This is a genomic window from Klebsiella sp. ME-303 (genome assembly GCF_007910085.1).
In the GTDB taxonomy this organism is placed as follows: domain Bacteria; phylum Pseudomonadota; class Gammaproteobacteria; order Enterobacterales; family Enterobacteriaceae; genus Klebsiella; species Klebsiella michiganensis.
Genome location: NZ_VOJB01000069.1, coordinates 44498 through 66590, shown reverse-complemented (window position 1 = coordinate 66590; position 22093 = coordinate 44498). Strand labels below are relative to the sequence as shown.

Below are 22093 nucleotides of genomic sequence, written 5' to 3'. Positions count from 1 at the left end.
GAGACGATGAAATTAATCAGTCATGATTTACAGGATGGTGAGAAGCTGCCCAATCGTCATGTCTTTAACGGCATGGGCTACGATGGCGATAATATCTCGCCGCATCTGGCGTGGGACGATGTGCCGGCCGGAACCAAAAGCTTTGTGGTGACCTGCTTCGATCCCGATGCGCCAACCGGCTCCGGCTGGTGGCACTGGCTGGTGGCCAATCTTCCGGCCGATACCCGCGTGTTACCGCAGGGAGCCGGCTCCGGACAGGCGGAACTGCCCGAAGAGGCGATTCAGACCCGTACCGATTTTGGCCAGGCCGGATACGGCGGCGCGGCGCCGCCAAAAGGCGAGACCCATCGCTATATCTTTACCGTCCACGCGCTGGACGTCGAAAAAATTGCGGTCGATGAGGGCGCGAGCGGCGCGATGGTCGGCTTTAACGTCCATTTCCACAGCCTCGGCAGCGCGTCGATTACCGCCCTGTTTAGCTAAGCCCCGGATGGCGGCGTAAACGCCTTATCCGGGCTACAGGTGAGTGCGATTGGGTAGCCCGGGTAAGGCGTCAGCCGCAACCCGGGTAAACCAAAACAATCACGACTCCGTCACCGCCTGCACGGCGTTTTTGCGCACCCGCGCAAACCACACCGCCGTCAGCAGCCCGAGCCATACCAGACCGGCGATAAGCGCAATCCGCGTCTCCTCCACCATCCCCAGCACCGCGATGACCAGTCCCATAAACAGCAGCGTCAGCAGCGGCGCCACCGGCCAGAACGGCACCGGGAACGCGATATTGCCGCGCTCTTCAGCGGACAGGCCGCGACGCATCGCAAAGTGGGCCAGCAGGATCATCAGCCAGACCCACACCGTAGCAAAAGCTGCCAGCGAGGCAATCAGCACAAACACCTGCTCCGGCATCAGGTAGTTCAGCACCACCGCCGCCAGCAGCGCCACGCCCATCACCACCACCGTCATCCACGGCACCCCGTTGCTGGCGATGCGCTGGAAGCTCTTCGGCGCCAGCCCCTCTTTCGCCATGCCGTACATCATGCGCCCCGCGCCAAAAATATCGCTGTTAATCGCCGAAATACTGGCGCTGATCACGATGATATTCAGGATGGTAGCCGCCGCCGGAATCCCCAGACCATCAAAAATCAGCACGAACGGACTGCCCCGCTCGCCGAAGCTGTTCCACGGGAAAATCGCCATCAGAATCGCCAGGGTGCAGACATAGAACAGCACGATTCGCAGCGGGATAGTATTGATCGCCTGCGGGATCACCTTCTGCGGATTCTTCGCTTCCGCCGCGGTCACGCCGATAATCTCGACGCCGCCAAAGGCAAACATCACGATACCGAGCGAGGCTATAATCCCCTCCCAGCCGTTAGGGGCAAAGCCGCCGTGGCTCCACAAATTCTCCAGCCCGGTTGCCGGAAAGGCGTTACCGAATCCAAAGAAAATGATGCTGCCGCCCGCCACAATCATGGCAATAATCGCCACTACTTTGATCAGCGACAGCCAGAACTCCATCTCGCCGAAAACGCGCACGCTGCACAGGTTCATGGCGCCGATAAAAAAGATAATGCTCAGCACCCAGATCCAGCGGGGAACATCGGGATACCACAGCCCCATATAGATGCCGAACGCGGTAACGTCCGCGAGGGCGACGATCACCATCTCAAAGGTGTAGGTCCAGCCGGTAATAAAACCCGCCAGCGGGCCAAGATACTGGCGCGCGTAGCTGCTGAAGGAGCCGGAAACGGGGTTGCGTACCGCCATTTCCCCCAGCGCCCGCATCACGATAAACACCGCCGCGCCGCCGATCAGATAGGCCAGCAGTACCGCCGGGCCCGCGGCCTTGATCGCCGATGCCGAGCCGTAGAACAGCCCGGTACCGATGGCGGAGCCGAGGGCGATAAAACGAATGTGCCGGGCATTCAGCCCGCGCAGCAGGTGTGGCTTGTTTTGTTGTTGCATATGCAAGTGTCCTGATAGTTTTTATACGACGACAAATATGCGTGTAGGGTGGCCGGGAGGAAGAGATCCTCCCGGCGCAGGTACAGAGAACAGCGATGGTTTAGCGTTGGTCTCAGAGCACGGCAGGCAGCAGCCGCGTCAGATGACGCGCCGCCAGGAGCGCAATGGCGTTTTCGATGTCCGGGGCGAAGAAGCGGTCCTCGGTGTAATGGGTCACCCGTTCGCGCAGCAGGTGGCGCGCCTCTTCCAGCAGCGGGCTGCTGCTCAGGCCTTCGCGCATATCCAGACCCTGCACGGCGGCCAGCCACTCAACGGCCAGTACGCCGCGGGTATTTTCCGCCATCGCCCACAGGCGGCGGCCGGCGGCCGGGGCCATCGAGACGTGGTCTTCCTGGTTAGCGGAGGTTGGCAGACTGTCCACGCTGTGCGGGTGCGACAGCGCTTTGTTCTCGCTGGCCAGCGCCGCCGCCGTCACCTGGGCAATCATAAACCCGGAGTTGACGCCGCCGTTTTTGACCAGGAAAGGGGGCAGCTGCGACATATGGCTGTCCATCATCAGCGCGATACGGCGCTCCGACAGCGATCCGATTTCGGCAATCGCCAGCGCGATATTATCCGCCGCCATCGCCACCGGTTCGGCGTGGAAGTTACCTCCGGAAATCACGTCGTTCTCGCTGGCGAACACCAGCGGGTTATCGGATACCGCGTTGGCTTCAACCAGCAGCACTTCCGCCGCCTGGCGAAGCTGGGTCAGGCAGGCACCCATCACCTGCGGCTGGCAGCGCAGAGAGTACGGATCCTGCACCTTGGTGCAGTTATGGTGCGACTGGGAAATCGCGCTGTCGTCGGTCAGCAGATGGCGATAGTGCGCCGCGGCGTCAATCTGCCCGCGCTGACCGCGCGCTTCGTGAATGCGCGGATCAAACGGACGACGCGAACCGAGCGCCGCTTCGGTGGTTAACGACCCGCAAACTACCGCGGAAGCGAACAGGTCTTCGGCTTCGAACAGGCCGCGCAGGGCAAACGCCGTCGACGCCTGCGTGCCGTTGAGCAGCGCCAGCCCCTCTTTCGCCGCCAGAGTAATCGGCTCAAGCCCCGCCTGACGCAGCGCTTCCGTCGCCGGCAGCCACTCCCCGCCGCGCACGCGCGCTTTCCCTTCGCCAAGCAGGGTCAAAGACATATGCGCCAGCGGCGCGAGGTCGCCGGAGGCGCCGACCGATCCCTTCGCCGGGATCCACGGCGTCACGCCCGCGTTGACCAGGCCAATCAGCGCCTGAATCACGCTCAGGCGAATGCCGGAAAAGCCGCGCGACAGGCTGTTAATTTTCAGCACCATAATCAGACGCGCGAGGTCATCATCCAGCGGTTCGCCAATCCCCGCCGCGTGCGACAGCACCAGCGATCGCTGAAGGTTTTCCAGATCTTCGGTTGAGATGCGCGTCTGCGCCAGCAGGCCAAAACCGGTGTTGATACCGTAGGCGGTGCGGCCTTCCGCCAGAATCGCGTTGACGCAGGCAACGCTGTCATCAATCGCCGCGAACGCGCTTTCGTCTAGCGTAATGTTCAGCGGCTGGCTGTAGACGTCGCGCAGCTGCGACAGGCTGAGTTGACCCGGAATCAGTGTTAAAGCGTTCATTTAGCGTGCCCCTGCGTTGCTGCCACCATCGGAAGATTCAAACCTTGTTCTGTCGCGCACTCAATCGCGATATCGTAGCCCGCGTCGGCATGACGCATCACGCCGGTCGCCGGGTCGTTGTGCAGGACGCGGGCAATGCGCACCGCCGCTTCATCGGTACCGTCGCAGACGATAACCATGCCGGAGTGCTGCGAAAAGCCCATCCCGACGCCGCCGCCGTGATGCAGCGACACCCAGGTCGCCCCGCTGGCGGTATTCAGTAAGGCGTTGAGCAGCGGCCAGTCGGAGACGGCGTCGGAACCATCGCGCATCGCTTCCGTCTCGCGGTTCGGGCTGGCGACGGAGCCGGAGTCCAGATGGTCGCGGCCAATGACGATCGGTGCGGAGACTTCGCCGCTGCGCACCATTTCGTTAAACGCCAGCCCCAGCTTCTGCCGCCATTCGAGGCCTACCCAGCAGATACGTGCCGGTAGCCCCTGGAAACTGATACGCTCGCGGGCCATATCCAGCCAGTGATGCAGGTGCTTATCGTCTTTAACGATCTCTTTCACTTTCGCGTCGGTTTTATAGATGTCCTGCGGGTCGCCGGACAGGGCAACCCAGCGGAACGGGCCGATGCCGCGGCAGAATAGCGGGCGGATATAGGCGGGAACGAAGCCAGGGAAAGCAAACGCGTTGCCAACGCCCATCTCCTGGGCCATCTGGCGAATGTTGTTGCCGTAGTCAAACGTCGGCACGCCCATTTCGTGGAATGCCAGCATCGCCTGCACGTGGTCGGCCATTGCGCGTTTCGCCGCCAGGATAGTGCCCTGCGGGTCCGACTCGGCCTTAGCCTGGTACTCTTCCCAGTTCCAGCCTTTCGGCAGATAGCCGTGCAGCGGATCGTGGGCGCTGGTCTGATCGGTCACCATATCCGGGCGCACGCCGCGTTTGACCATTTCCGGTACGATCTCTGCCGCGTTGCCGCACAGTGCGATAGAGATTGCCCGGCCTTCGGCGGTGTATTTTTTGATGCGCGCCAGCGCGTCATCCAGCGACGTCGCCTGTTCATCAACGTAGCGGGTACGCAGGCGGAAATCGATGCGGCTCTGCTGGCATTCGATATTCAACGAGCAGGCGCCCGCTAAGGTCGCGGCCAGCGGCTGCGCGCCGCCCATGCCGCCCAGACCGGCGGTCAACACCCAGCGCCCCTTCAGGCTGCCCTGGTAGTGCTGGCGGCCTGCCTCAACGAAGGTTTCATAGGTGCCCTGCACGATGCCCTGCCTGCCAATATAGATCCAGCTGCCGGCGGTCATCTGGCCGTACATCGCCAGCCCTTTGGCATCCAGCTCGTTAAAGTGTTCCCAGGTTGCCCAGTGCGGCACCAGGTTGGAGTTGGCGATCAGCACCCGCGGCGAGTTTTCATGGGTTTTGAATACGCCCACCGGCTTACCGGACTGCACCAGCAGCGTTTCGTCGCTCTCGAGGTTTTTCAGCGCCTTCACGATAGCGTCATAGCATTCCCAGTTGCGCGCCGCGCGTCCGATGCCGCCATACACCACCAGCTCATGCGGGTTTTCGGCGACATCCGGGTCGAGGTTATTCATGAGCATACGCAGCGGAGCTTCGGTCAGCCAGCTCTTCGCATTTAACGTTGTGCCACGCGGTGCACGTACGTCCTGCTGGCGGTATTTGCTTTGCGACATCGGGGGGTTCTCCTGACAATTAACGTTGTGTACGTAGATACATATACTTGTCTATACAAGCATACGCAAGCCAGGATTTAACACAAAAGATACATTTTTGTTATATTGCGTCAGCAATCACGTTTTGCCGACGCGCAGGAAGATCAGGAACCAAAATGGCCCTGCAGACGGTAGCGGCTGCCGGGGAAAATCAGGCGCGCGTGGGAAACGATATGGGTGGTGGACCAGGTGCGGCGGCGGATCAGCAGACACGGGTCGTGCGCGTGAATATGCAGCAGCGCGCACTCCTCCGCCGTTGCCTGCACCGCCTCAACAATGTGCTCCCCTTCGGTCAGAGGGGCGATCAGCGACAGATAGTCGTGGGGCGTGGTCGCGGTATAGTCCTGACGCAGATAGTCCGGCACCACGGCGGCGTTGACGCAGCGGTCCTCAATCTGTACCGGTACCTCATTTTCAAAATGCACCATCAGCGAATGGAAAATCCGCGTACCGGCGGCCACATTGAGCGCCGCGGCCTGAATCAGATCCGCCTGCGTTTCCTCCAGCAGCACCACCTCGCAGCGGTGCTGATGATGACGAGAGGTAATTTCCTCCGCGATGCTGCGCACTTCAAACAGCGCCGACTGCCCTTTCGGCTCCGCAACAAACGTCCCCACCCCCTGTAATCGCACCAGCCGGCCTTCATCGGTCAGCTCGCGCAGCGCCCGATTGATGGTCATCCGGCTAAAGCCAAACTGCGCCACCAGCTCCGCCTCCGAAGGAATGCGATCGTGTGGACGCCAGACGCCGCTGTGGATCTTTTCGCTAATAGCCTGTTTCACCTTTTCATAGAAAGGCGCAGGCGCGGAACGAGGTTGCGATGAGAACATGGCCGGGCTTCCTTGTGCGAATGGGCGGCGAAACGTCCAGAATATACTGAATCGCTACTGCCACCAATGGGCGATTTGCCGCGCCTCCGCGCTGTGGTCGCGTCCCTGCCAAATCCCGGCGGCCGTCGGTTGTCATAGCTTCATGCGATTTCTCCTCGCACCACGCGCTGCCAGAGCGGGCTGCGCCCCGGCTCGTAAACCATCTCAACCGGATGCTCCGCGTCCCAGATAGCAAAATCAGCAACGAAGCCCGGCGCCAGCTGACCGTGGCTCGCCTGGCGGCCCAGCGCCTGAGCCGCATGACGGGTTACGCCTGCCCACGCCTCCTCCGGCGTTAAGCCAAATTTCACGCAGGCCATATTCATCGCCAGATGCAGGCTGGCGAAGGGGCTGGTGCCGGGGTTGTAGTCCGTCGCCACCGCCATCGGAACCTGATATTCGCGCAGCAGTTCAACCGGCGGCCTGCGGGTTTCGTTAAGGAAATAGAACGCGCCGGGCAGGAGCACCGCCACGGTGCCGCTGCGGCTCATCGCCGCCACGCCCTCTGGGGTCAGGTATTCAATATGGTCGGCGGACAGGCCTTTATAGCGGCTCACTAATTCGGCGCCGCCCAGCGAAGAGAGCTGCTCAACGTGACCTTTTACCGGGATACCTAATGCCTGGGCCGTGCTGTAAACCCGTTCAGTTTGCGCGGGGGTAAAGCCGACGTTTTCGCAGAAGGCATCGACGCTTTCAAATAGCCCCTCTTCCCACAGCGTGGGCAGAATGGTTTCGCATACCAGATTGATATAGCCGTCCGGGTCGCCTTTATATTCCGGCGGCGTGGCGTGGGCGGAGAGTAGCGTGGGGGAAATCTCAACGGTATGCGTTGCGGCAAGCTGTTGTACAACCCGCAGCATTTTACGTTCGTTTGCGAGATCCAGCCCGTAGCCGGACTTGATCTCCAGGGTGGTGACCCCTTCGCGCAGCAGACGAGCCAGCCGCTGCCGGGCCAGCGCCAGCAGCTCCGTTTCGCTGCTTTCCCGGGTGGCGCGCACGGTCGCGTTAATGCCGCCGCCGTTGGCGCTAATGGTCTGGTAGGAGACGCCGTTGAGGCGCTGCTCCCACTCCTGCGCCCGGCTGCCGCCGAAGACCAGGTGCGTGTGGCAATCAATCAGCCCCGGCGTGAGCAGCCTGCCGCCGAGGTCAATACTTTGCCCTGCGGGCGCCTCGCTTTCGGGCACAATGGCTTCAATGCGTCCATCGCGCACCAGCAGCGCATGATGCTCCACGAGTCCATACGGCTGAGAGAAACGCGGATCGAGCGTGGCCAGGCGGACGTTTCGCCAGATTAGGCGTTCGGAAGGTGTGTGTGTCATAGCGGTCAACTTGTCATGGGTTGTATAGACATTTATTTTGATTCTGCGAGAAATGTCAACTCAGCCCCCGGCAAATGTTATTTATTTGTGATCAAAAGCGGCCCCTTCCCGGCTCTTATTATGTAAAGAAGCAACTTTTTTGCGCTACGTCTTCCCGTTTCGCTTAAGTTGGTATAAAACAGCAGGCTTTAAAGGACCTATACCCTTAATTTATTCTTGCCCGGAGCAACATGAACACATATTCCGTTTCCCGCCTGGCGCTGGCGCTGGCCTTTGGCGTGACGTTGTCCGCCTGTAGTTCGACGCCTGCCGATCAACAGCCCTCAACGCAAACAGCGCCGGGCACGGCCTCTCGTCCAGTTTTAACCGCCGATGAGGCGAAAAACTTCTTACCAGCGAGCTATTTCCAGTCTCTCGATCCTAACGCCGCTGCGTGGAGCCCGTCCGCCATCAGCCTCCCGGCGCAGCCGGATTTTGTCGTGGGTCCTGCGGGTACCCAGGGGGTAACCCACACCACGATTCAGGCCGCGGTGGATGCAGCGATTACCCGCCACTCCAATCGTCGTCAGTTTATCGCCATCATGCCGGGTGAATATGCGGGCACCGTATACGTTCCGGCGGCGCCTGGCGCGCTGACCCTGTACGGCACCGGTGAGAAGCCGATTGATGTAAAAATCAGCGCAGCGATTGATTCAGAAATGGATCCGGTCTCCTGGCGTCACCAGGTTAATCCGGGCGGCAAATATATGCCGGGCAAACCGGCCTGGTATATGTACGACAGCTGCCAGAGCAGACGTGCCGCCACCGTTGGCGTGATGTGCTCAGCGGTATTCTGGTCGCAGAATAACGATCTCCAGCTACAGAACCTGACTATCGCCAACAACCTCGGCGACAGCGTAGACGCGGGCACCCATCAGGCCGTGGCGCTGCGTAGCGATGGCGATCGGGTACAGATTAACAAGGTGAATATCCTCGGTCGCCAGAACACCTTTTTCGTGACCAACAGCGGCGTACAAAACCGCCTGCAGGATAACCGTCAGACCCGAACCCTGGTCAGCAACAGCTATATTGAAGGCGACGTCGATATCGTTTCCGGTCGTGGGGCGGTCGTGTTCGATAATACCGACTTCCGTGTGGTCAATTCGCGCACCCAGAAAGAGGGCTACGTCTTTGCGCCAGCGACCCTGAAGAGCGTGACCTACGGCTTCCTGGCGATCAACAGCCGCTTTACCGCTTCCGGCGATAACGTCGCGCAGCTGGGCCGCTCTCTGGACGTTGACGGCAACACCAATGGCCAGGTCGTTATTCGCGATAGCGTCATTAATGAAGGCTTTAATATTGCCAAACCGTGGGCTGATGCCGTCGGTTCAAACCGTCCGTTTAGCGGCAACACCGGTACTGCGGATGCCAAAGGCAACCCGCAGCGTAACCTGAATGACGCTAACTTCAACCGCATGTGGGAATACAACAACCGCGGCGTGGGAAGCTTTGTCGTCGCTGAACCGAAGCAGTAACGCTTACGCCAAAAGGGGGAAGCTATTCCCCCTTTGTCTCTTTCTCTTCCCGCTGTGCCCTTCCCGCTTCTTCACCGCTATCCCCTCATCCTGTAGGTTATCCCTGTACAGACGCCGTCCTGTACAACTTTTTCACATTATCTTTACAAAAAATAACTATACAAAACAATATGTTATAAGCCAATGTTAAAAAAACCAACTAAATGTACAAAATTAATTCGGAAAAATTGTACATCCTGAAGATCGTGACTATAGTTATTACGTAAGTTTTAAATTCTGCATTACAGCATTCTTATGATTTTAAAAAATGCACACCATTTCCTTTGAAATGGTAAAGAACCGTAGAGCAAAGATGATTTTTATCCCGCATCTTTGTTTGTTGATTTATTGTCTAACATAACCCGAGATATACCATGCAGATTAAAAATACTATTCCTGCAGAGTTTATTTCTAACTCTGCTTTGCTGAAAAATATCGAACACATGGTGCAGACCCAGACGGAGAGCGAAGCCGTTAGCCATGAGCGTTTAATCGTTGAGGTTCAGCGGCGCCTGAATCTCGAGAAAAATGAAATACTCGCCGATTTATATATCCAAACGCTGCATGTGCTACGTGGTAAAAACCATCACTAAGCATGATATGTGATTTGTTAAATTAAGCCATTATTAACATTTCTACCTCGGAGGACAAATGAATAACGACAAGCAAGGTCACTTTTTTAATCATTACGATCTTTGGATTAACAATAACCTTCTTCGTCAAGGATTACAGCTTGTACTCGATTCATTATCACCAGGCTGTTTTCATGGAAAATATGTGTTTTTCACCAGCGATAACTATTATGCGGTGCTTAATCATCATTACGATCGCAAAAGAGTTCGTTTTGTCCTGCTCACCGACGGTAATGATTTGAACTTCCTGAGCGAAATACCAATGTACAGAATCCCGGCGCGCTCAACGCCCGCTGAGATAAAATCGTTTATTCTCCGCCCCACCTTGTTCGGTAAGAAGCCGGACCGGGAATCTGAAAGTATCGTTTTTACCAATCGCGAAAAAGAAGTGATTCGCCTGATGAACGATGGTGAAGCGATGGCAAATATAGGGAAGTCGCTGAATTTACATATTAAAACAATTTATCAAATTCGCCTGACCTTAATCAAAAAGCTCGGCTGCTCGGGTCGGACAGATTTTTTTAATATTAGCCGCAGCGAAACGTTTAAAGCCTGGACCCAGCTCAATTTCTGATAATTTACCTGCCAGCGCATGTTGCCATGCTTCAGGAAGACAAGCGGCGGAATAACATCTCTAAAAATGTTCCGCTGCTAACCCTCTAAGACGCTTACTCTCCGTGAAACTCAATGGTGAAGCCCTGGCTTTGCCAGTGGCTAAGTAATTCTGCCTGCAAGGGGGTCAGCGCGCGGCCGGTCCAGACAAAAATGTGCTGACCAGGAAACAGTTCCGGGCGAGGAGAATCCAGCGGCTCCGCCAGCACGTTGACGTGCCAGGCGCGCTGCGATAAACGCCACGCTTCCAGCCACAGACGGGTACGGTCTTCATTACCCCACCCCACCAACAGCGTCTCTTTCCCCACCTTTTTGCGCGATTCCGCAAGAATGGACGCTACGCAATCAATCAGGATACCGTCCAGCATACTGATAATCGCCATGGAGGTATTCGGATCGAGATTGAGCTTACTGCGGACGGGGACAAAGAGCCGGTCAATCAGTTTATCTACGGGATATTCATGGCTGAGGGACATGATGCGGGTGCGTAATTTTGAGGGCTGGACACCTCGCAGAAGCGTCATCATCTCTTCCTGGAGCAGGACGGCAGCGTCTTGCGTTTCAGGTTGATGGCCTTCCAGAAGCGCCTTAACCTTGCCCACGGAGACCCCGCGATCGATCCAGCGTTTGATTTCCTCAATGCGCTGAACGTCCTCCTCGTCAAACTGGCGGTGGCCTCCCTCGCTTCTCTGCGGCTTTAGCAAACCATATCTTCGCTGCCATGCACGCAAAGTCACGGGGTTGATTCCGCAACGTTCGGCAACCTCACCGATGCTGTAATATGCCATTAGCGCCCTCTAACCTGATAATACTTTACCGACTAAATTAACGAATTTAGCCTGGTTGTACAATTAACTTTTCTTGTACAGCTAAAATAAACAGGTCGGGCGCCGATATACCGGGCAAAAAACAGGGCTTATTTTACCGTTATACACCGCTTTTTAACCGACACGCTGCGCTGAGCCGGGGTCAAAATTTAAAGAAGCTCACACGCTACTTTTTTCTCTGGCCATGCTACCGGCGGAATGCCTCCCAGACACGGACTGGCAAATAAATTTCCCTGGAAATGCGTAATCCCCGCTGACTCCAGCCACATCCACTCCTCCGCCTGCTCGATACCTACCGCAGAAATGGCGATTTCCAGGGAGTGACAGCATTTAATAATCGCCTGAACGATTGCCTGTTTTGGGCCGTGCTTATGGATATCTTTAACCAGCTGGCGATTAATCTTGATGCGGTCCGGCTGAAACTGAGCCAGCAGCAATAGCCCGGCAAACCCGGCGCCAAAATGATCGATAGCCACGCGAATTCCCGCAGACTTGAGCTTACGCACGGAATCGGTGAATTCATCAAGACGGGAAATGGCTTCGCTTTCGGTAAATTCCACAATAATTTGCTCAGGGATCAAACCGCTGGCTTCAATTTCCGCTAACAGAAATTCGACAGCGTTGGGAACATTCACCAGCGTCATGGGCAGCAGATTAATCGACAACGTGCGTCCACGGAGGTGCAAAAGTCCCGCCATGGCGAAGGCAATGCGCTTGCTGTGGAGATCCGTCCAGTAGATTTCCTCTCGCGAAAGTCCGTCAAAATAGACCGCTGGCGAATCACCGGAAGTCGTGCGCAGCAGCGCTTCGTAGGAGACGACCTCTTTGGCAAACGGATCGATGACCGGCTGAAAAGCAAAGCTGCATTCGGCCTCTTGCAGCGGAGTTTCAGGGTAGCAGGCAGCGTCTTCTATCACAAACTCCCAGCTTTCAGCCGCAGGAATTTCGTAATAGTTTTCCTTTTCCGTGGCTTCGACGAAGGTACGGAAAAAATGGAGCGCTCTGTCGTCATAGGTGAGCTGATATTTTGTGGTCCCTTTATCCAGCACAGCCTGCAGCACTTCATCGCGGTCAAACTCTCGTAAATCAAAGAGTTCCATGCCAATTTTACCAAAGCGCCGCATCGGTCCATGATCCCTGAGCAGCTCCACGAGGTTATGGTGCCGCGGGTCTGCGCAGATACGGCGGTAAATTTCCTCGACCTTCTCTTCAGGTCCTTCTAATAGCTGAAAAAAGTGGGTGCCGTTAAAAAGCAGAATACCCGACACGTTTTCCTGACTATTCTTGACATTTGCTTCAGCAACCATGCTTTCGAGCGATTTAATTGACACGTTGTCGCAGATATGGCTGCGATAAATGATGGTAGTGAGCATGAAGTTTCCGACAGAAGAGATGAAAGCCAATAAGATATTACAGTAGCAGGTCTACCCGCATAAGTCCTGTAAAAGAGCCCGAGTCATTAACAAATAAATCACATTAACACCCTCTTTTCGCTGGCGTTCTTGCCTTCCTGCATACCTGTACAACTCGTACATCTCCACTCGATGTTTACCTTAAGATTTGTACAATTTTAAAACCATACAAATCAATATGTTACGAAAAACATTAAGAAAATTAACATATTTTTTCCATTTTCTATGTACAAGTTGATAAACATTGTATAACTTTAATCGCAACTTCACTGATAATTGAACTGACAGGAGCACATATGCAGCAGAACGGTTACATTCCTGACACGGCTAACGCTATTGCCCACTACTTCAATAAAGCGTCGTTACCTTCGCAGCAGGAGACGTTAGGGCAGATTGTAATGGATATCCTTAATGAAGGACGCAACCTGAATCGCAAATCCCTGTGTACGAAACTGCTGGGTCGCCTTGAAGTGGCTTCAGAACCTGAAGAAGAAAACCATTATCAAACGTTGATTGGTCTCTTGTTTGAGCATCAGTGATAAAAGTGGCTTCAGCTATCTGGTGATTTAAGTCGTTACTGAATGAGGAAATATAAGGGATGGGCCAGTATCTGACACGGATTACCGGCTTGCTACTAAATTCCCAGTCAAGGAGATGACAATGATCAGAGATACCGTTATGAATCGCAATGATTATGATCCACTAACCGATTTATTGATTGGAGAGGCTGTCCTCTCTCTACTCAAAAATAAGGGGCCTATTAGTAAACAAGCACTGATCGGGAAACTCCAGGCCATGCAGGCTGGGGAACAGGATAAAAAGCGGCGGAATGCAATTGGGCGTATTATCGATGAAATCAGTAATATGGTAGCTCGCCGTGGAAAAAACAATACCGTGGATACTTCAGGCGCTAAGCATAATTGGGATGAGCCGAATTCGTTATTAGGTTCCCCTCAGCAGCCAGGTACGAATAAAATACACTGACCACTACTGGTCTAATGTTTAACTTACAAAGTAGAGAATATGATGAGACAGACTATGCATCAGCAACCGGATATTTACGCAGGCCTGAACGATACCGCACTCTCTGAATATTTCCGCAACGCAGGCGACAGACTGATCGATGAATCAGCGGTGATGTCGCTGGCTATCAGCAGCATCCTTGAGTCTGAGGGTCATCTCAGCAACAAGGCGATTATTTTGTGGTTAATTACGGCGCTGGAAACCACCAGCGATGTCGTAACTGCAGACGTTATCCGCAAAACCCTGGAAATCGTCGTCAGCTACACCATGGATGATATCTGATTTATTAACCGGCTGTAATTAAACAGGGAAGTCACATATCGCTAAGCGAATGGTTATATTATTACAGAAGCCGTGGATATACTTTAAATCCAGGCGCGGTATCTCTCTTTTTAAAACGCTGCCCCTATTGTCAGATGAATAATCAGGACGGGGCAGGTTTTCCAAAAAGATAATCTTTGTCTGCAATATAACCCGGCAATGAATGCCATTAATCCCCTGCAAAATATTTCCCGTATTGCTGAGCTAAAACATCGCAGCCAGGCGGCGAATTCCCTCGGTCAACACCGCTGGGGTATGGTTTGCAAAACCGAATAAAACTCCTTCGCGCGACATCGGCCGCTGACAATAGCGCTCAAACGTCTGCACGCCGAAACCTTGCTGGCGCGCCTTAGCGACGACCTCTTCTGCCTTTAAACCCGCTGATAGCCAGCAGACTATGTGAATACCCGAATCCGTTGGATGTACGACCATGCGCCCGGCAAAGTAGCGTGCAATCGCCGCCTCCAGCGCGCTTTTTCGCTCAAAACAGGCTTTGCGAATACGACGGACGTGGCTGGCATAGTGCCCCTCGCTGATGAAACGGGCCAGGACGGCCTGTTCGAGATATCCACTACAGAGATCGGTGTAATATTTCGTCATGGCAAACTGTTCACGCAAATGCTCGGGGACCACTAAAAAGCCCAGCCGGAACTCCGGATACATCATCTTAGAAAATGTGCCCGCGTAGATGACCCGCTGATGATTATCTAACCCCTGCAACGCCTGCAGAGAGCGGGCGGCATAGCGGAATTCGCTATTGTAATCGTCTTCAAATATCCACGCCCGATGGGCTTCCGCCCATTCCAGTAAGGCGAGCCTTCTGGGCAGGCTAAGCGTTCCACTGAGCGGGAACTGGTGCGACGGCGCGGTATAGACCAGCTTAGCTTGCGGGTAATGGCGAATGCCATCCTGAATATCCATGCCCTCCTCGTCAACCCGAACGGGCCGGACCACCGCTCCCCTGGCGGCGAATGCGCCGCGGGCGCCGTTGTATCCGGGATCGTCGAGCCAGACCTCATCGCCCTTTTCCAGTAAAGCCTGAGCGGTGATGGAAAGCGCTTGCTGAATACCGTTGACAATGATCACCCGATCTTCGTGGCAATTGACGCCGCGCGTCGCCTGAATATAGCGACTAATCGCCTGGCGTAGAGGTTGATATCCATAGGGCGTGGCGTGCGCTCCCAGCTCACGACGCGATTGCCGCCAGACGCGCCCCAGCAGCCGCCCCCATAAAGCATGAGGGAAGAGATCGGTACAGCCGATACCGACGGCAAAAACCTGACGCATTTCGCCGCTGTCCTCTCTTTCTGACCATGATGACACCAGTGCGGCGACCTCAGGATTAAGCGGCCCTGCGGCGGCTATTGCCGTTTCGGGCGGCGTCGACGCGTCATACTCGCTAATGAGGTTATCCGGGATATGCTCGCAGACAAAGGTGCCCGCCCCCTTGCGCGTGACCAGGTACCCCTCATCCATCAGGCGGTCAAAACCGGCAATAACCGAGTTTCGCGAGATCGCCATCATCTCAGCCAACGCCCGGCTGGAGGGGATTTTTGAACCCGCCGACAATCGGCCATCCAGAATCGCCTGACGCAGGGCGTGGTAGACCTGATCTTTAATCACGCCGCGGGCTAATAACAGTTCCTGAAACAGAGGGGCAATGGGTTTTGGCATGAGCGGCAGCGGGCATCGACGGCATAAAAGTGGATCCTATAAATATACAGAAAGTGTCACTTTTTAGGAACCAGAACAGCACCTACCATAGCGCCAGGTCAAACCATCCGGTTGATAAAAATAAGGAACAGCCATGAATAGCAACAAAACCGACGTTAACCTCGCGCAGGTAACCCTCCACCCCGCGGCTGAAAGCGACTTTGCCCAGTGGCTGCCGCTGTGGAAAAGCTACCAGACGTTTTATCGCGTCGACATCCCGGAAACCATCACGCAGCTCACCTGGAAGCGCTTTTTCCATCCCGCCGAACCGATGTTCTGCGCAGTGGCAAAACAGGAAGGCAGGATAGTGGGTTTCGTACATTATCTCTTCCACCGCTCCACCTGGGCCGAAAGCGACTACTGCTATCTGGAGGACCTCTTCGTTGACCCGGCCGTTCGCGGTCAGCATATCGGCAAACAGCTGATTGAGTATGTTCAGCTGCAGGCGCGCAAACGTCACGCAGCCAGCCTGTACTGGCACACGCATGAGACCAACCTTCGGGGCCAGCGTCTGTATAACTGGGTCGCGGAGAAAAGCGGCATGATTGAGTATCGTATGCGGGTGAAGTAGCCCCTGCGCAGGCGTAAAAAAACCTCGCCGCGGCGAGGTTTCGTCACTGACAGAGAACTTAGCGAGCGTTGACCACGACCCACATCGGGCCCTGGCCTACGGCATAGCGCCCTTTTTCCTGGAGCAGTCCCTGCTCGCCTTTGATTTCATACACCGCGATATGATGCGATTTCTGACCGGCGGCGATCAGATATTTGCCGCTATGATCGAGGTTAAAGCCGCGCGGCTGGGTCTCGGTATTCTGATAGCCTTCGATGGACAGCACGCTGCCGTCTTCCGAGACGCTGAAGATAGTGATAATGCTGGCGGTACGATCGCAGGCGTAGAGATGACGGCCATCCGGGGTCAGATGGATATCCGCCGCCCAGCGCACGCCGGCAAAATCAGGCGGCATCATGTCCAGCGTCTGCACGCATTCGATTTTTCCGTACGGATCTTTCAGCTCCCAGACGTCAACGGAGCTGTTCAGTTCGTTGACGCAGTAGCCGTATTGCTGATTCGGATGGAACACCATGTGACGCGGGCCCGCGCCTTCAACGGTGGTCACTTCAGCCGGCTCCTGCTCTGCGAGGAAACCGTCGTCGCTCAGGGTAAACAGGCAGATACGATCCTGCTTCAGCGCCGGTACCCACAGGGTGCGATTATCCGGAGAGATATTTGCCGAGTGGCAGCCTTCCAGACCTTCAACCACCGCCACCGCTTCTCGCGGCAGGCCGTCCACCAGCGGCGTAACGCTCACGCAGCCCGCGTTATAGGAAGCGCTGAACACAAAGCGCCCCTGACGATCGGTAGAAATATGCGTTGGGCTACCCGGCAGCGCGGCTTCACCGGCGAAAGTCAGGGCGCCATTATCGGGCGCAATGCGGTAGGCCAGTACGCGAAACTCCGGACGCACGCCGACGTAGAGAAACTCTTTGTTCGGGCTCACCACCATCGGCTGCACCTGGCCCGGGGCATCAACAACCTGCACCAGGGTCAGTTTCCCCTCAAGATCCAGATCCCAGACGTGAATCTGCTGGCTTTCCGGGCTGGCGGTATAAACGGTTTGTTTCATGAATACTCCTTCCTCACTGCACGTGGAAATTTCATTTTTCAGACTAACGACACCCTGAAAAACACAATATGCATACACAACGCTCTTCAGGTTGCCTCCTGGTAGCCTGAAAGATCAAGTGTATCGGCTCTTTAGCGGTAGATGCTGAAAAGTTTGCCGGAATGGCACAGCGGTGTACCATCATAGCCTGCTAACTTTTCATCATTAACCGGAAACAACCCATGACCTCACGCGTGATTGCCCTCGATTTAGACGGCACGCTCTTAACCGGCAAAAAGACCATCCTCCCCGCCTCGCTCGATGCGCTGGCTCGCGCCAAAGACGCGGGATATCAGATCATCGTCGTCACCGGCCGACATCACGTCGCTATCCATCCTTTTTATCAGGCGCTGGCGCTGGATACACCTGCAATTTGCTGCAATGGCACTTATTTGTATGATTATCATGCAAAAAAGGTGCTTGAATCCGACCCGATGCCGGTAGATAAAGCCCTGAGCCTGACGGAAATGCTGAACGAGCATGATATTCACGGCCTGATGTACGTCGATGACGCCATGCTGTACGAGCAGCCGACCGGGCACGTTATCCGCACCGCCAGCTGGGCGCAGTCGCTGCCCGTCGAGCAGCGTCCGGTATTCACTCAGGTCGATTCTCTGGCGCAGGCGGCCCGCGAAGTTAACGCCGTGTGGAAATTCGCCCTGACCGATGAAGATACCGCCAAACTGCAGCGCTTTGCCCAACACGTTGGCCAGACGCTGGGTCTGGAGTGCGAATGGTCGTGGCACGATCAGGTGGACATTGCCCGGGAAGGCAACAGCAAAGGCAAACGCCTGGCGCAGTGGGTCGCGTCGCAGGGCCTGTCGATGCAGGATGTTATCGCCTTCGGCGACAACTATAACGACCTCAGCATGCTGGAAGCCGCCGGTACCGGCGTGGCGATGGGCAACGCGGTGGAGGAGGTCAAAGCGCGCGCCAACGTGGTGATCGGTGAAAACGAAACCACCAGCATCGCCGACTACATCTATCGCCACCTGCTGTAATCAGGCGGCTATCGACACGCTTTTTATCTGCGCATACAGCCGCTGGCCCGGGGTCACCCCCAGCTCATCGCGCGCCCAGGGGCTGATGCGCGCCCAAAGGGTACGGCCGCTTATCTCCAGCCTGACCTCAACCTGCCCATGACTTTCAATACACTGCATGACCTGCGCGGGTAAAATATTGCGGATACTGGTTTGCTGAGCGGGCTGCAGTACCAGAGAAACGTCCGAGGCCTGAATGCGGATCCGCGCGCTTTCGCCCTGCGGCCTGTCAAGACGGTTAACCCATATCTGCCGATCCCCCAGCGCCAGCGCGGTCATGGCATACTGCGGATGCTGAGCGGCAACGGTCACGTTCAGGATCGTGCTTTGCTGCTCCTGGGGAAGCCAGGGGTGCATCACGCTGCTGCTCCACACCTCTTCCAAACAGCCAAAGGCTTTCACTTTCCCCTCTTCCAGCACCAGCACGTTATCCGCCAGATGCTGGATTTCGTCCAGAGAGTGGCTGACGTACAGCATCGGGATCTTGATTTCACGCGCCAGACGCTGCAGATAGGGCAACAGCTCGCGCTTGCGCGGAATATCCAGCGATGCCAGCGGCTCATCCAGCAGCAGCAGCTCCGGCGCGGTAAGCAGCGCCCGGCCAATCGCCACCCGCTGCTTCTCCCCACCGGAGAGGCCGCCCGGCAGGCGGTCAAGCAGCGGCGCAATGCCGAGCAGCGCCACCAGCTTGTCAAACTGCGCCGCCATAGACTTAGCCATGCCATATTGCAGATTGCCGCGCACTTTATAGTGCGGAAACAGGCGCGCGTCCTGAAAAACGTAGCCAATGCGGCGCTTTTCCGGCGCCAGGCAGATACCTTTATCAACGTCGTTCAGCACTCTGCCGTTGAGGACGATGCGCCCCTGCTGCGGGCGCGTCAGGCCGCTAATGGCGTTAATCAGCGAGGTTTTACCCGCGCCGGAGACGCCGAACACTGCCGTAATGCCGCTGGCGGGAAGCGTCTCGCAAATTTGCAGACAGTGGGTACCCAGCGTCTGGGTAAAATCGAGCTCAAGCATGTTTATTTCCCCATCCGCTGACGGCTGAGGCGGGCCAGCCATTCGGAAATCAGCAGCGATACCAGCGCCAGCGCAATCGAAATCAAGCATAAACGCGCGGCCGCGCCTTCTCCCCCGGGGGTCTGGATCAGGGTATACATGGCCGAAGGGATGGTGCGCGTTTCGCCGGGAATATTGGAAACAAACGTGATGGTGGCGCCGAACTCGCCCAGCGAGCGGGCGAAAGCCAGCACGGTGCCAACGATAATGCCGGGTAGCGTCAACGGTAACGTAATAGTGAAAAACACCCGCCAGCGGCCAGCGCCGAGGGTACGCGCCGCCTGCTCGAGCTTAATGTCCACCCCTTCCAGCGCGAGGCGAATGGCCCGCACCATCAGTGGAAAGGACATCACCGCCGCCGCCAGTACCGCGCCGCGCCAGCTAAACGCGAAGCTCAGACCAAACCAGTCATACAGCCAGCTGCCGATAAAACCGCGTCGCCCCATCGCGATCAGCAAGAGATACCCTACCACCACCGGTGGCAGTACCAGCGGCAGGTGGAGAATGCTATCGAGCAGCGCTTTACCGGGAAAATCTCGTCGCACCAGCAGCCAGGAGAAAAAGATGCCAAAAGGCAAGCTCAGTACCACCGCCAGGGAGGAGACTTTCAGGCTCAGCAGTACCGCCTGCCATTCAGGATCGCTTAAGAACATTAGTGGGTAGTAAATCCGTAACGTTTAAAGATAGCGGACGCTTCCGGCCCTTTTAAATAGTCATAAAACGCGCTGACCGTGGCATTTTTATGGCCGTCGACGATTGCCAGAGGATATTCCACTTTCTTATGCGAATCTTCCGGGAAGGTACCGACAACTTTTACTCCCTTGCTGGCGACCGCATCGGAGCCGTAAACGATCCCCAGCGGCGCTTCGCTGCGTTCAACCAGGGCCAGCGCGCCGCGCACGTCTTCTGCCGGCGCCAGCTTCGGCGACAGGGTTTCCCAGGCTCCCAGCTTTTGCAGCGCCTCTTTCGCATAGATGCCAGCCGGCACGTGTTCCGGGTCACCTACGGCCAGGCGGCCGCCCTTCAGCAGGCTGGTCCAGTCGGTTTTATCACTGATGTTTATCTCGCCCTGCGCGCTGGCTTTTGGCGCCACGACAACCAGGCTGTTACCGAGAAGGGTCGCGCGCGAGGCGGTATCAATGCTCTTTTTCTCGACCGCGTAATCCATCCATTTTTGATCGGCGGAGATAAACAGATCCGCCGGCGCCCCCGCTTCAATCTGCCGTGCCAGGGTCGATGAAGAGGCAAATGAAGAAACCACCTCCACGCCCTTCTCTTTTTTATACTCTTTGGCGATATCCTGCATGGCGTTGGTGAGCGATGCCGCGGCAAAAACCGTCACTTTGCCCTCTTCCGCCAGCGCGTGGCCCGCAATGGAGAGCGTTAACGTTGCTCCGGCAAAAAAGCGTAACCATTGACCTGTCATCTGAATCTCCCGTCAGTTCGTTATGTAGTAGACAATATAACGATAGCGCCAGGTTTTTCCCAGCGAAAATTAGGGGTAATCAGCGTTCGAAAAATGGAGGGGGGAAGAAATAAGAACGCCCGGCAGAACCGGGCGCGGGGGAAATCAGTGATTTTGCGGTCTGCTGTCTTTATGACCGGCTCCGGAGAAGAGGTTAAACACTTCGCCCAGCCCGTAAATCAGGCCCAGAATGACCGCCATCACCACAGGGACCATGACTACGGCAAAAACCAGACTTTTCAATAGCTCTAACATGGTTGGCTCCAGAAAGTACGAATAGTTTATTGTAACCAATTCAGCCGGAAAAACACGCCCCATTTGTGCGGTGCCCCGCTGGCCACCGTGAGAGATGCATCTTGCAAGATGACCGCTATCGGTCACAATACCCTTTTTCATCAGGATATGATTATGCAGGCTGAAATTCTTCTTACCCTCAAATTACAGCAGCGCCTGTTCGCCGATCCTCGCCGTATCGCCCTGCTGAAACAGATTGAACAGACCGGCTCGATTAGCCAGGGGGCAAAAAACGCGGGCATTAGCTATAAAAGCGCCTGGGATGCGATTAATGAAATGAATCAGCTCAGCGAGCAGACCCTGGTTGACCGGGCGACCGGCGGCAAAGGCGGCGGCGGCGCGGTCCTCACCCGCTACGGGCAGCGGCTGATTCAGCTCTACGACCTGCTGGCGCAGATTCAGCAGAAAGCGTTCGATGTCCTGAGCGATGATGACGCCCTTCCCCTCGACAGCCTGCTGGCTGCCATTTCGCGATTCTCTCTGCAGACCAGCGCGCGCAACCAGTGGTTCGGCACCATTACCGGCCGCGACCATCAGCAGGTCCAGCAGCACGTTGACGTTCTGCTGGCCGACGGCCAAACCCGCTTTAAGGTCGCGATTACCGCCCAAAGCGCCGATCGTCTGGGCCTTGAGGAAGGCCAGGAAGTACTAGTGCTGCTGAAAGCGCCGTGGGTTGGCATTACTCAGGATGCCGCACAGGCGGAACGGGCCGACAACCAGCTGGCCGGACGTATCAACCACATCGAACGCGGGCCGGAACAGTGTGAAGTGCTGATGGCGCTCCCGGATGGGCAGAGCCTTTGCGCCACCCTGCCGGTGGAACAGACGCGCGATCTGGCGGAAGGGGCGGAGGTGATAGCATATTTTAATGCCGATCGCATCATTCTTGCCACGTTGTGCTAACGGCATTGACATTGCGCTCGCGAAGACGTATCCCTGAAGCAAATCGCTGCAAAAAGTGGGAT

At 56.2% G+C, this 22093-nt stretch carries 23 protein-coding genes; 10 read left to right on the top strand and 13 right to left on the bottom strand.

The window, feature by feature from the left end:
* Positions 1-6: 6 nt before the first annotated feature.
* Positions 7-483: a kinase inhibitor gene (locus FQK12_RS10075; protein WP_009653774.1), complete on the top strand. Its 477-nt coding sequence runs from the start codon at positions 7-9 to the stop codon at positions 481-483.
* A 99-nt stretch (positions 484-582) separates the two neighbouring features.
* On the opposite strand, the gene FQK12_RS10070 is transcribed toward FQK12_RS10075, so the two are convergent.
* From FQK12_RS10070 to hutI, 5 genes are all read right to left on the bottom strand, one after another.
* Positions 583-1965 carry an amino acid permease gene (locus FQK12_RS10070; protein ID WP_004849033.1) on the bottom strand — a complete coding sequence of 461 codons (1383 nt, stop codon included), beginning with the start codon at positions 1963-1965 and terminating at the stop codon, positions 583-585.
* Between the two features lie 112 nt (positions 1966-2077).
* Positions 2078-3601 carry a histidine ammonia-lyase gene (gene hutH / locus FQK12_RS10065; protein WP_014228482.1) on the bottom strand — a complete coding sequence of 508 codons (1524 nt, stop codon included), beginning with the start codon at positions 3599-3601 and terminating at the stop codon, positions 2078-2080.
* Positions 3598-5286: a urocanate hydratase gene (hutU, locus tag FQK12_RS27615; protein ID WP_014228481.1), complete on the bottom strand. Its 1689-nt coding sequence runs from the start codon at positions 5284-5286 to the stop codon at positions 3598-3600. The genes hutH and hutU overlap by 4 nt, the downstream gene beginning before the upstream one ends.
* Positions 5287-5429: 143 nt before the next feature.
* Positions 5430-6155 carry a histidine utilization repressor gene (locus FQK12_RS10055; protein ID WP_014228480.1) on the bottom strand — a complete coding sequence of 242 codons (726 nt, stop codon included), beginning with the start codon at positions 6153-6155 and terminating at the stop codon, positions 5430-5432.
* A 140-nt stretch (positions 6156-6295) separates the two neighbouring features.
* Positions 6296-7513: an imidazolonepropionase gene (hutI, locus tag FQK12_RS10050; protein ID WP_014228479.1), complete on the bottom strand. Its 1218-nt coding sequence runs from the start codon at positions 7511-7513 to the stop codon at positions 6296-6298.
* Positions 7514-7743: 230 nt separating this feature from the next.
* Between hutI and FQK12_RS10045 the strand changes: the two genes are divergently transcribed.
* From FQK12_RS10045 to FQK12_RS10035, 3 genes are all read left to right on the top strand, one after another.
* A complete protein-coding gene (locus FQK12_RS10045; protein ID WP_014228478.1) occupies positions 7744-9027 on the top strand; it encodes a putative acyl-CoA thioester hydrolase in 1284 nt (427 codons plus the stop codon).
* Positions 9028-9440: 413 nt separating this feature from the next.
* A complete protein-coding gene (locus tag FQK12_RS10040) occupies positions 9441-9659 on the top strand; it encodes a hypothetical protein (RefSeq protein ID WP_014228477.1) in 219 nt (72 codons plus the stop codon).
* Positions 9660-9717: 58 nt separating this feature from the next.
* Complete coding sequence (locus FQK12_RS10035) at positions 9718-10272, top strand: LuxR C-terminal-related transcriptional regulator (protein ID WP_004849021.1); 555 nt, start codon at positions 9718-9720, stop codon at positions 10270-10272.
* A gap of 94 nt (positions 10273-10366) precedes the next feature.
* Here the strand turns inward: FQK12_RS10035 and FQK12_RS10030 are convergent, their stop codons facing one another.
* A complete protein-coding gene (locus FQK12_RS10030; RefSeq protein ID WP_014228475.1) occupies positions 10367-11098 on the bottom strand; it encodes a MerR family transcriptional regulator in 732 nt (243 codons plus the stop codon).
* A 188-nt stretch (positions 11099-11286) separates the two neighbouring features.
* Positions 11287-12510, bottom strand: a complete 1224-nt coding sequence (locus tag FQK12_RS10025; protein WP_014228474.1) for a diguanylate phosphodiesterase — start codon at positions 12508-12510, stop codon at positions 11287-11289.
* Between the two features lie 335 nt (positions 12511-12845).
* Between FQK12_RS10025 and ycgZ the strand changes: the two genes are divergently transcribed.
* From ycgZ to FQK12_RS10010, 3 genes are all read left to right on the top strand, one after another.
* Complete coding sequence (ycgZ, locus tag FQK12_RS10020) at positions 12846-13088, top strand: regulatory protein YcgZ (protein ID WP_004849015.1); 243 nt, start codon at positions 12846-12848, stop codon at positions 13086-13088.
* 121 nt (positions 13089-13209) lie between these two features.
* Positions 13210-13533, top strand: a complete 324-nt coding sequence (locus tag FQK12_RS10015; RefSeq protein WP_014228473.1) for a hypothetical protein — start codon at positions 13210-13212, stop codon at positions 13531-13533.
* A gap of 54 nt (positions 13534-13587) precedes the next feature.
* Positions 13588-13854, top strand: coding sequence for a biofilm development regulator YmgB/AriR family protein (locus FQK12_RS10010; protein WP_004849010.1), 267 nt, complete (start codon positions 13588-13590; stop codon positions 13852-13854).
* Between the two features lie 243 nt (positions 13855-14097).
* Here FQK12_RS10010 and FQK12_RS10005 read toward each other — a convergent pair whose 3' ends face one another.
* Positions 14098-15567: a PLP-dependent aminotransferase family protein gene (locus FQK12_RS10005; protein ID WP_014228472.1), complete on the bottom strand. Its 1470-nt coding sequence runs from the start codon at positions 15565-15567 to the stop codon at positions 14098-14100.
* A gap of 133 nt (positions 15568-15700) precedes the next feature.
* Between FQK12_RS10005 and FQK12_RS10000 the strand changes: the two genes are divergently transcribed.
* On the top strand, positions 15701-16177 hold the full coding sequence (locus FQK12_RS10000; RefSeq protein WP_014228471.1) for a GNAT family N-acetyltransferase: 477 nt from the start codon (positions 15701-15703) through the stop codon (positions 16175-16177).
* Positions 16178-16235: 58 nt separating this feature from the next.
* Here FQK12_RS10000 and pgl read toward each other — a convergent pair whose 3' ends face one another.
* The gene (gene pgl, locus FQK12_RS09995) at positions 16236-17231 is read right to left on the bottom strand and encodes a 6-phosphogluconolactonase (RefSeq protein ID WP_014228470.1); all 996 of its coding nucleotides are present in this window, start codon (positions 17229-17231) and stop codon (positions 16236-16238) included.
* 221 nt (positions 17232-17452) lie between these two features.
* Here pgl and FQK12_RS09990 point away from each other — a divergent pair, with 221 nt between their 5' ends.
* A complete protein-coding gene (locus tag FQK12_RS09990) occupies positions 17453-18271 on the top strand; it encodes a pyridoxal phosphatase (protein WP_014228469.1) in 819 nt (272 codons plus the stop codon).
* Here the strand turns inward: FQK12_RS09990 and modC are convergent, their stop codons facing one another.
* The 4 genes from modC to FQK12_RS09970 all read right to left on the bottom strand — a co-directional run bounded on the left by modC (position 18272) and on the right by FQK12_RS09970 (position 21089).
* Positions 18272-19330, bottom strand: a complete 1059-nt coding sequence (gene modC / locus FQK12_RS09985; RefSeq protein ID WP_014228468.1) for a molybdenum ABC transporter ATP-binding protein ModC — start codon at positions 19328-19330, stop codon at positions 18272-18274.
* A 2-nt stretch (positions 19331-19332) separates the two neighbouring features.
* A complete protein-coding gene (modB, locus tag FQK12_RS09980; protein ID WP_004848997.1) occupies positions 19333-20022 on the bottom strand; it encodes a molybdate ABC transporter permease subunit in 690 nt (229 codons plus the stop codon).
* Positions 20022-20795, bottom strand: coding sequence for a molybdate ABC transporter substrate-binding protein (gene modA / locus FQK12_RS09975; protein ID WP_014228467.1), 774 nt, complete (start codon positions 20793-20795; stop codon positions 20022-20024). The genes modB and modA overlap by 1 nt, the downstream gene beginning before the upstream one ends.
* A gap of 144 nt (positions 20796-20939) precedes the next feature.
* Positions 20940-21089, bottom strand: a complete 150-nt coding sequence (locus FQK12_RS09970; protein WP_004848993.1) for an AcrZ family multidrug efflux pump-associated protein — start codon at positions 21087-21089, stop codon at positions 20940-20942.
* Positions 21090-21242: 153 nt separating this feature from the next.
* Between FQK12_RS09970 and modE the strand changes: the two genes are divergently transcribed.
* Positions 21243-22031: a molybdenum-dependent transcriptional regulator gene (modE, locus tag FQK12_RS09965; RefSeq protein ID WP_004848991.1), complete on the top strand. Its 789-nt coding sequence runs from the start codon at positions 21243-21245 to the stop codon at positions 22029-22031.
* Positions 22032-22093 lie beyond the last annotated feature (62 nt).

Bases quoted from the DNA above. Each gene is read 5' to 3' on its own strand.
- modC (WP_014228468.1), bottom strand. From the start codon at position 19,330: ATGCTTGAGCTCGATTTTACCCAGACGCTGGGTACCCACTGTCTGCAA.
- FQK12_RS10055 (WP_014228480.1), bottom strand. From the start codon at position 6,155: ATGTTCTCATCGCAACCTCGTTCCGCGCCTGCGCCTTTCTATGAAAAG.
- FQK12_RS10010 (WP_004849010.1), top strand. From the start codon at position 13,588: ATGCATCAGCAACCGGATATTTACGCAGGCCTGAACGATACCGCACTC.
- FQK12_RS10035 (WP_004849021.1), top strand. From the start codon at position 9,718: ATGAATAACGACAAGCAAGGTCACTTTTTTAATCATTACGATCTTTGG.
- modE (WP_004848991.1), top strand. From the start codon at position 21,243: ATGCAGGCTGAAATTCTTCTTACCCTCAAATTACAGCAGCGCCTGTTC.
- ycgZ (WP_004849015.1), top strand. From the start codon at position 12,846: ATGCAGCAGAACGGTTACATTCCTGACACGGCTAACGCTATTGCCCAC.
- pgl (WP_014228470.1), bottom strand. From the start codon at position 17,231: ATGAAACAAACCGTTTATACCGCCAGCCCGGAAAGCCAGCAGATTCAC.
- FQK12_RS10070 (WP_004849033.1), bottom strand. From the start codon at position 1,965: ATGCAACAACAAAACAAGCCACACCTGCTGCGCGGGCTGAATGCCCGG.
- FQK12_RS10030 (WP_014228475.1), bottom strand. From the start codon at position 11,098: ATGGCATATTACAGCATCGGTGAGGTTGCCGAACGTTGCGGAATCAAC.
- FQK12_RS10025 (WP_014228474.1), bottom strand. From the start codon at position 12,510: ATGCTCACTACCATCATTTATCGCAGCCATATCTGCGACAACGTGTCA.
- hutI (WP_014228479.1), bottom strand. From the start codon at position 7,513: ATGACACACACACCTTCCGAACGCCTAATCTGGCGAAACGTCCGCCTG.
- FQK12_RS10005 (WP_014228472.1), bottom strand. From the start codon at position 15,567: ATGCCAAAACCCATTGCCCCTCTGTTTCAGGAACTGTTATTAGCCCGC.
- hutU (WP_014228481.1), bottom strand. From the start codon at position 5,286: ATGTCGCAAAGCAAATACCGCCAGCAGGACGTACGTGCACCGCGTGGC.
- modA (WP_014228467.1), bottom strand. From the start codon at position 20,795: ATGACAGGTCAATGGTTACGCTTTTTTGCCGGAGCAACGTTAACGCTC.
- FQK12_RS09990 (WP_014228469.1), top strand. From the start codon at position 17,453: ATGACCTCACGCGTGATTGCCCTCGATTTAGACGGCACGCTCTTAACC.
- FQK12_RS09970 (WP_004848993.1), bottom strand. From the start codon at position 21,089: ATGTTAGAGCTATTGAAAAGTCTGGTTTTTGCCGTAGTCATGGTCCCT.
- hutH (WP_014228482.1), bottom strand. From the start codon at position 3,601: ATGAACGCTTTAACACTGATTCCGGGTCAACTCAGCCTGTCGCAGCTG.
- FQK12_RS10075 (WP_009653774.1), top strand. From the start codon at position 7: ATGAAATTAATCAGTCATGATTTACAGGATGGTGAGAAGCTGCCCAAT.
- FQK12_RS10045 (WP_014228478.1), top strand. From the start codon at position 7,744: ATGAACACATATTCCGTTTCCCGCCTGGCGCTGGCGCTGGCCTTTGGC.
- FQK12_RS10000 (WP_014228471.1), top strand. From the start codon at position 15,701: ATGAATAGCAACAAAACCGACGTTAACCTCGCGCAGGTAACCCTCCAC.
- FQK12_RS10015 (WP_014228473.1), top strand. From the start codon at position 13,210: ATGATCAGAGATACCGTTATGAATCGCAATGATTATGATCCACTAACC.
- FQK12_RS10040 (WP_014228477.1), top strand. From the start codon at position 9,441: ATGCAGATTAAAAATACTATTCCTGCAGAGTTTATTTCTAACTCTGCT.
- modB (WP_004848997.1), bottom strand. From the start codon at position 20,022: ATGTTCTTAAGCGATCCTGAATGGCAGGCGGTACTGCTGAGCCTGAAA.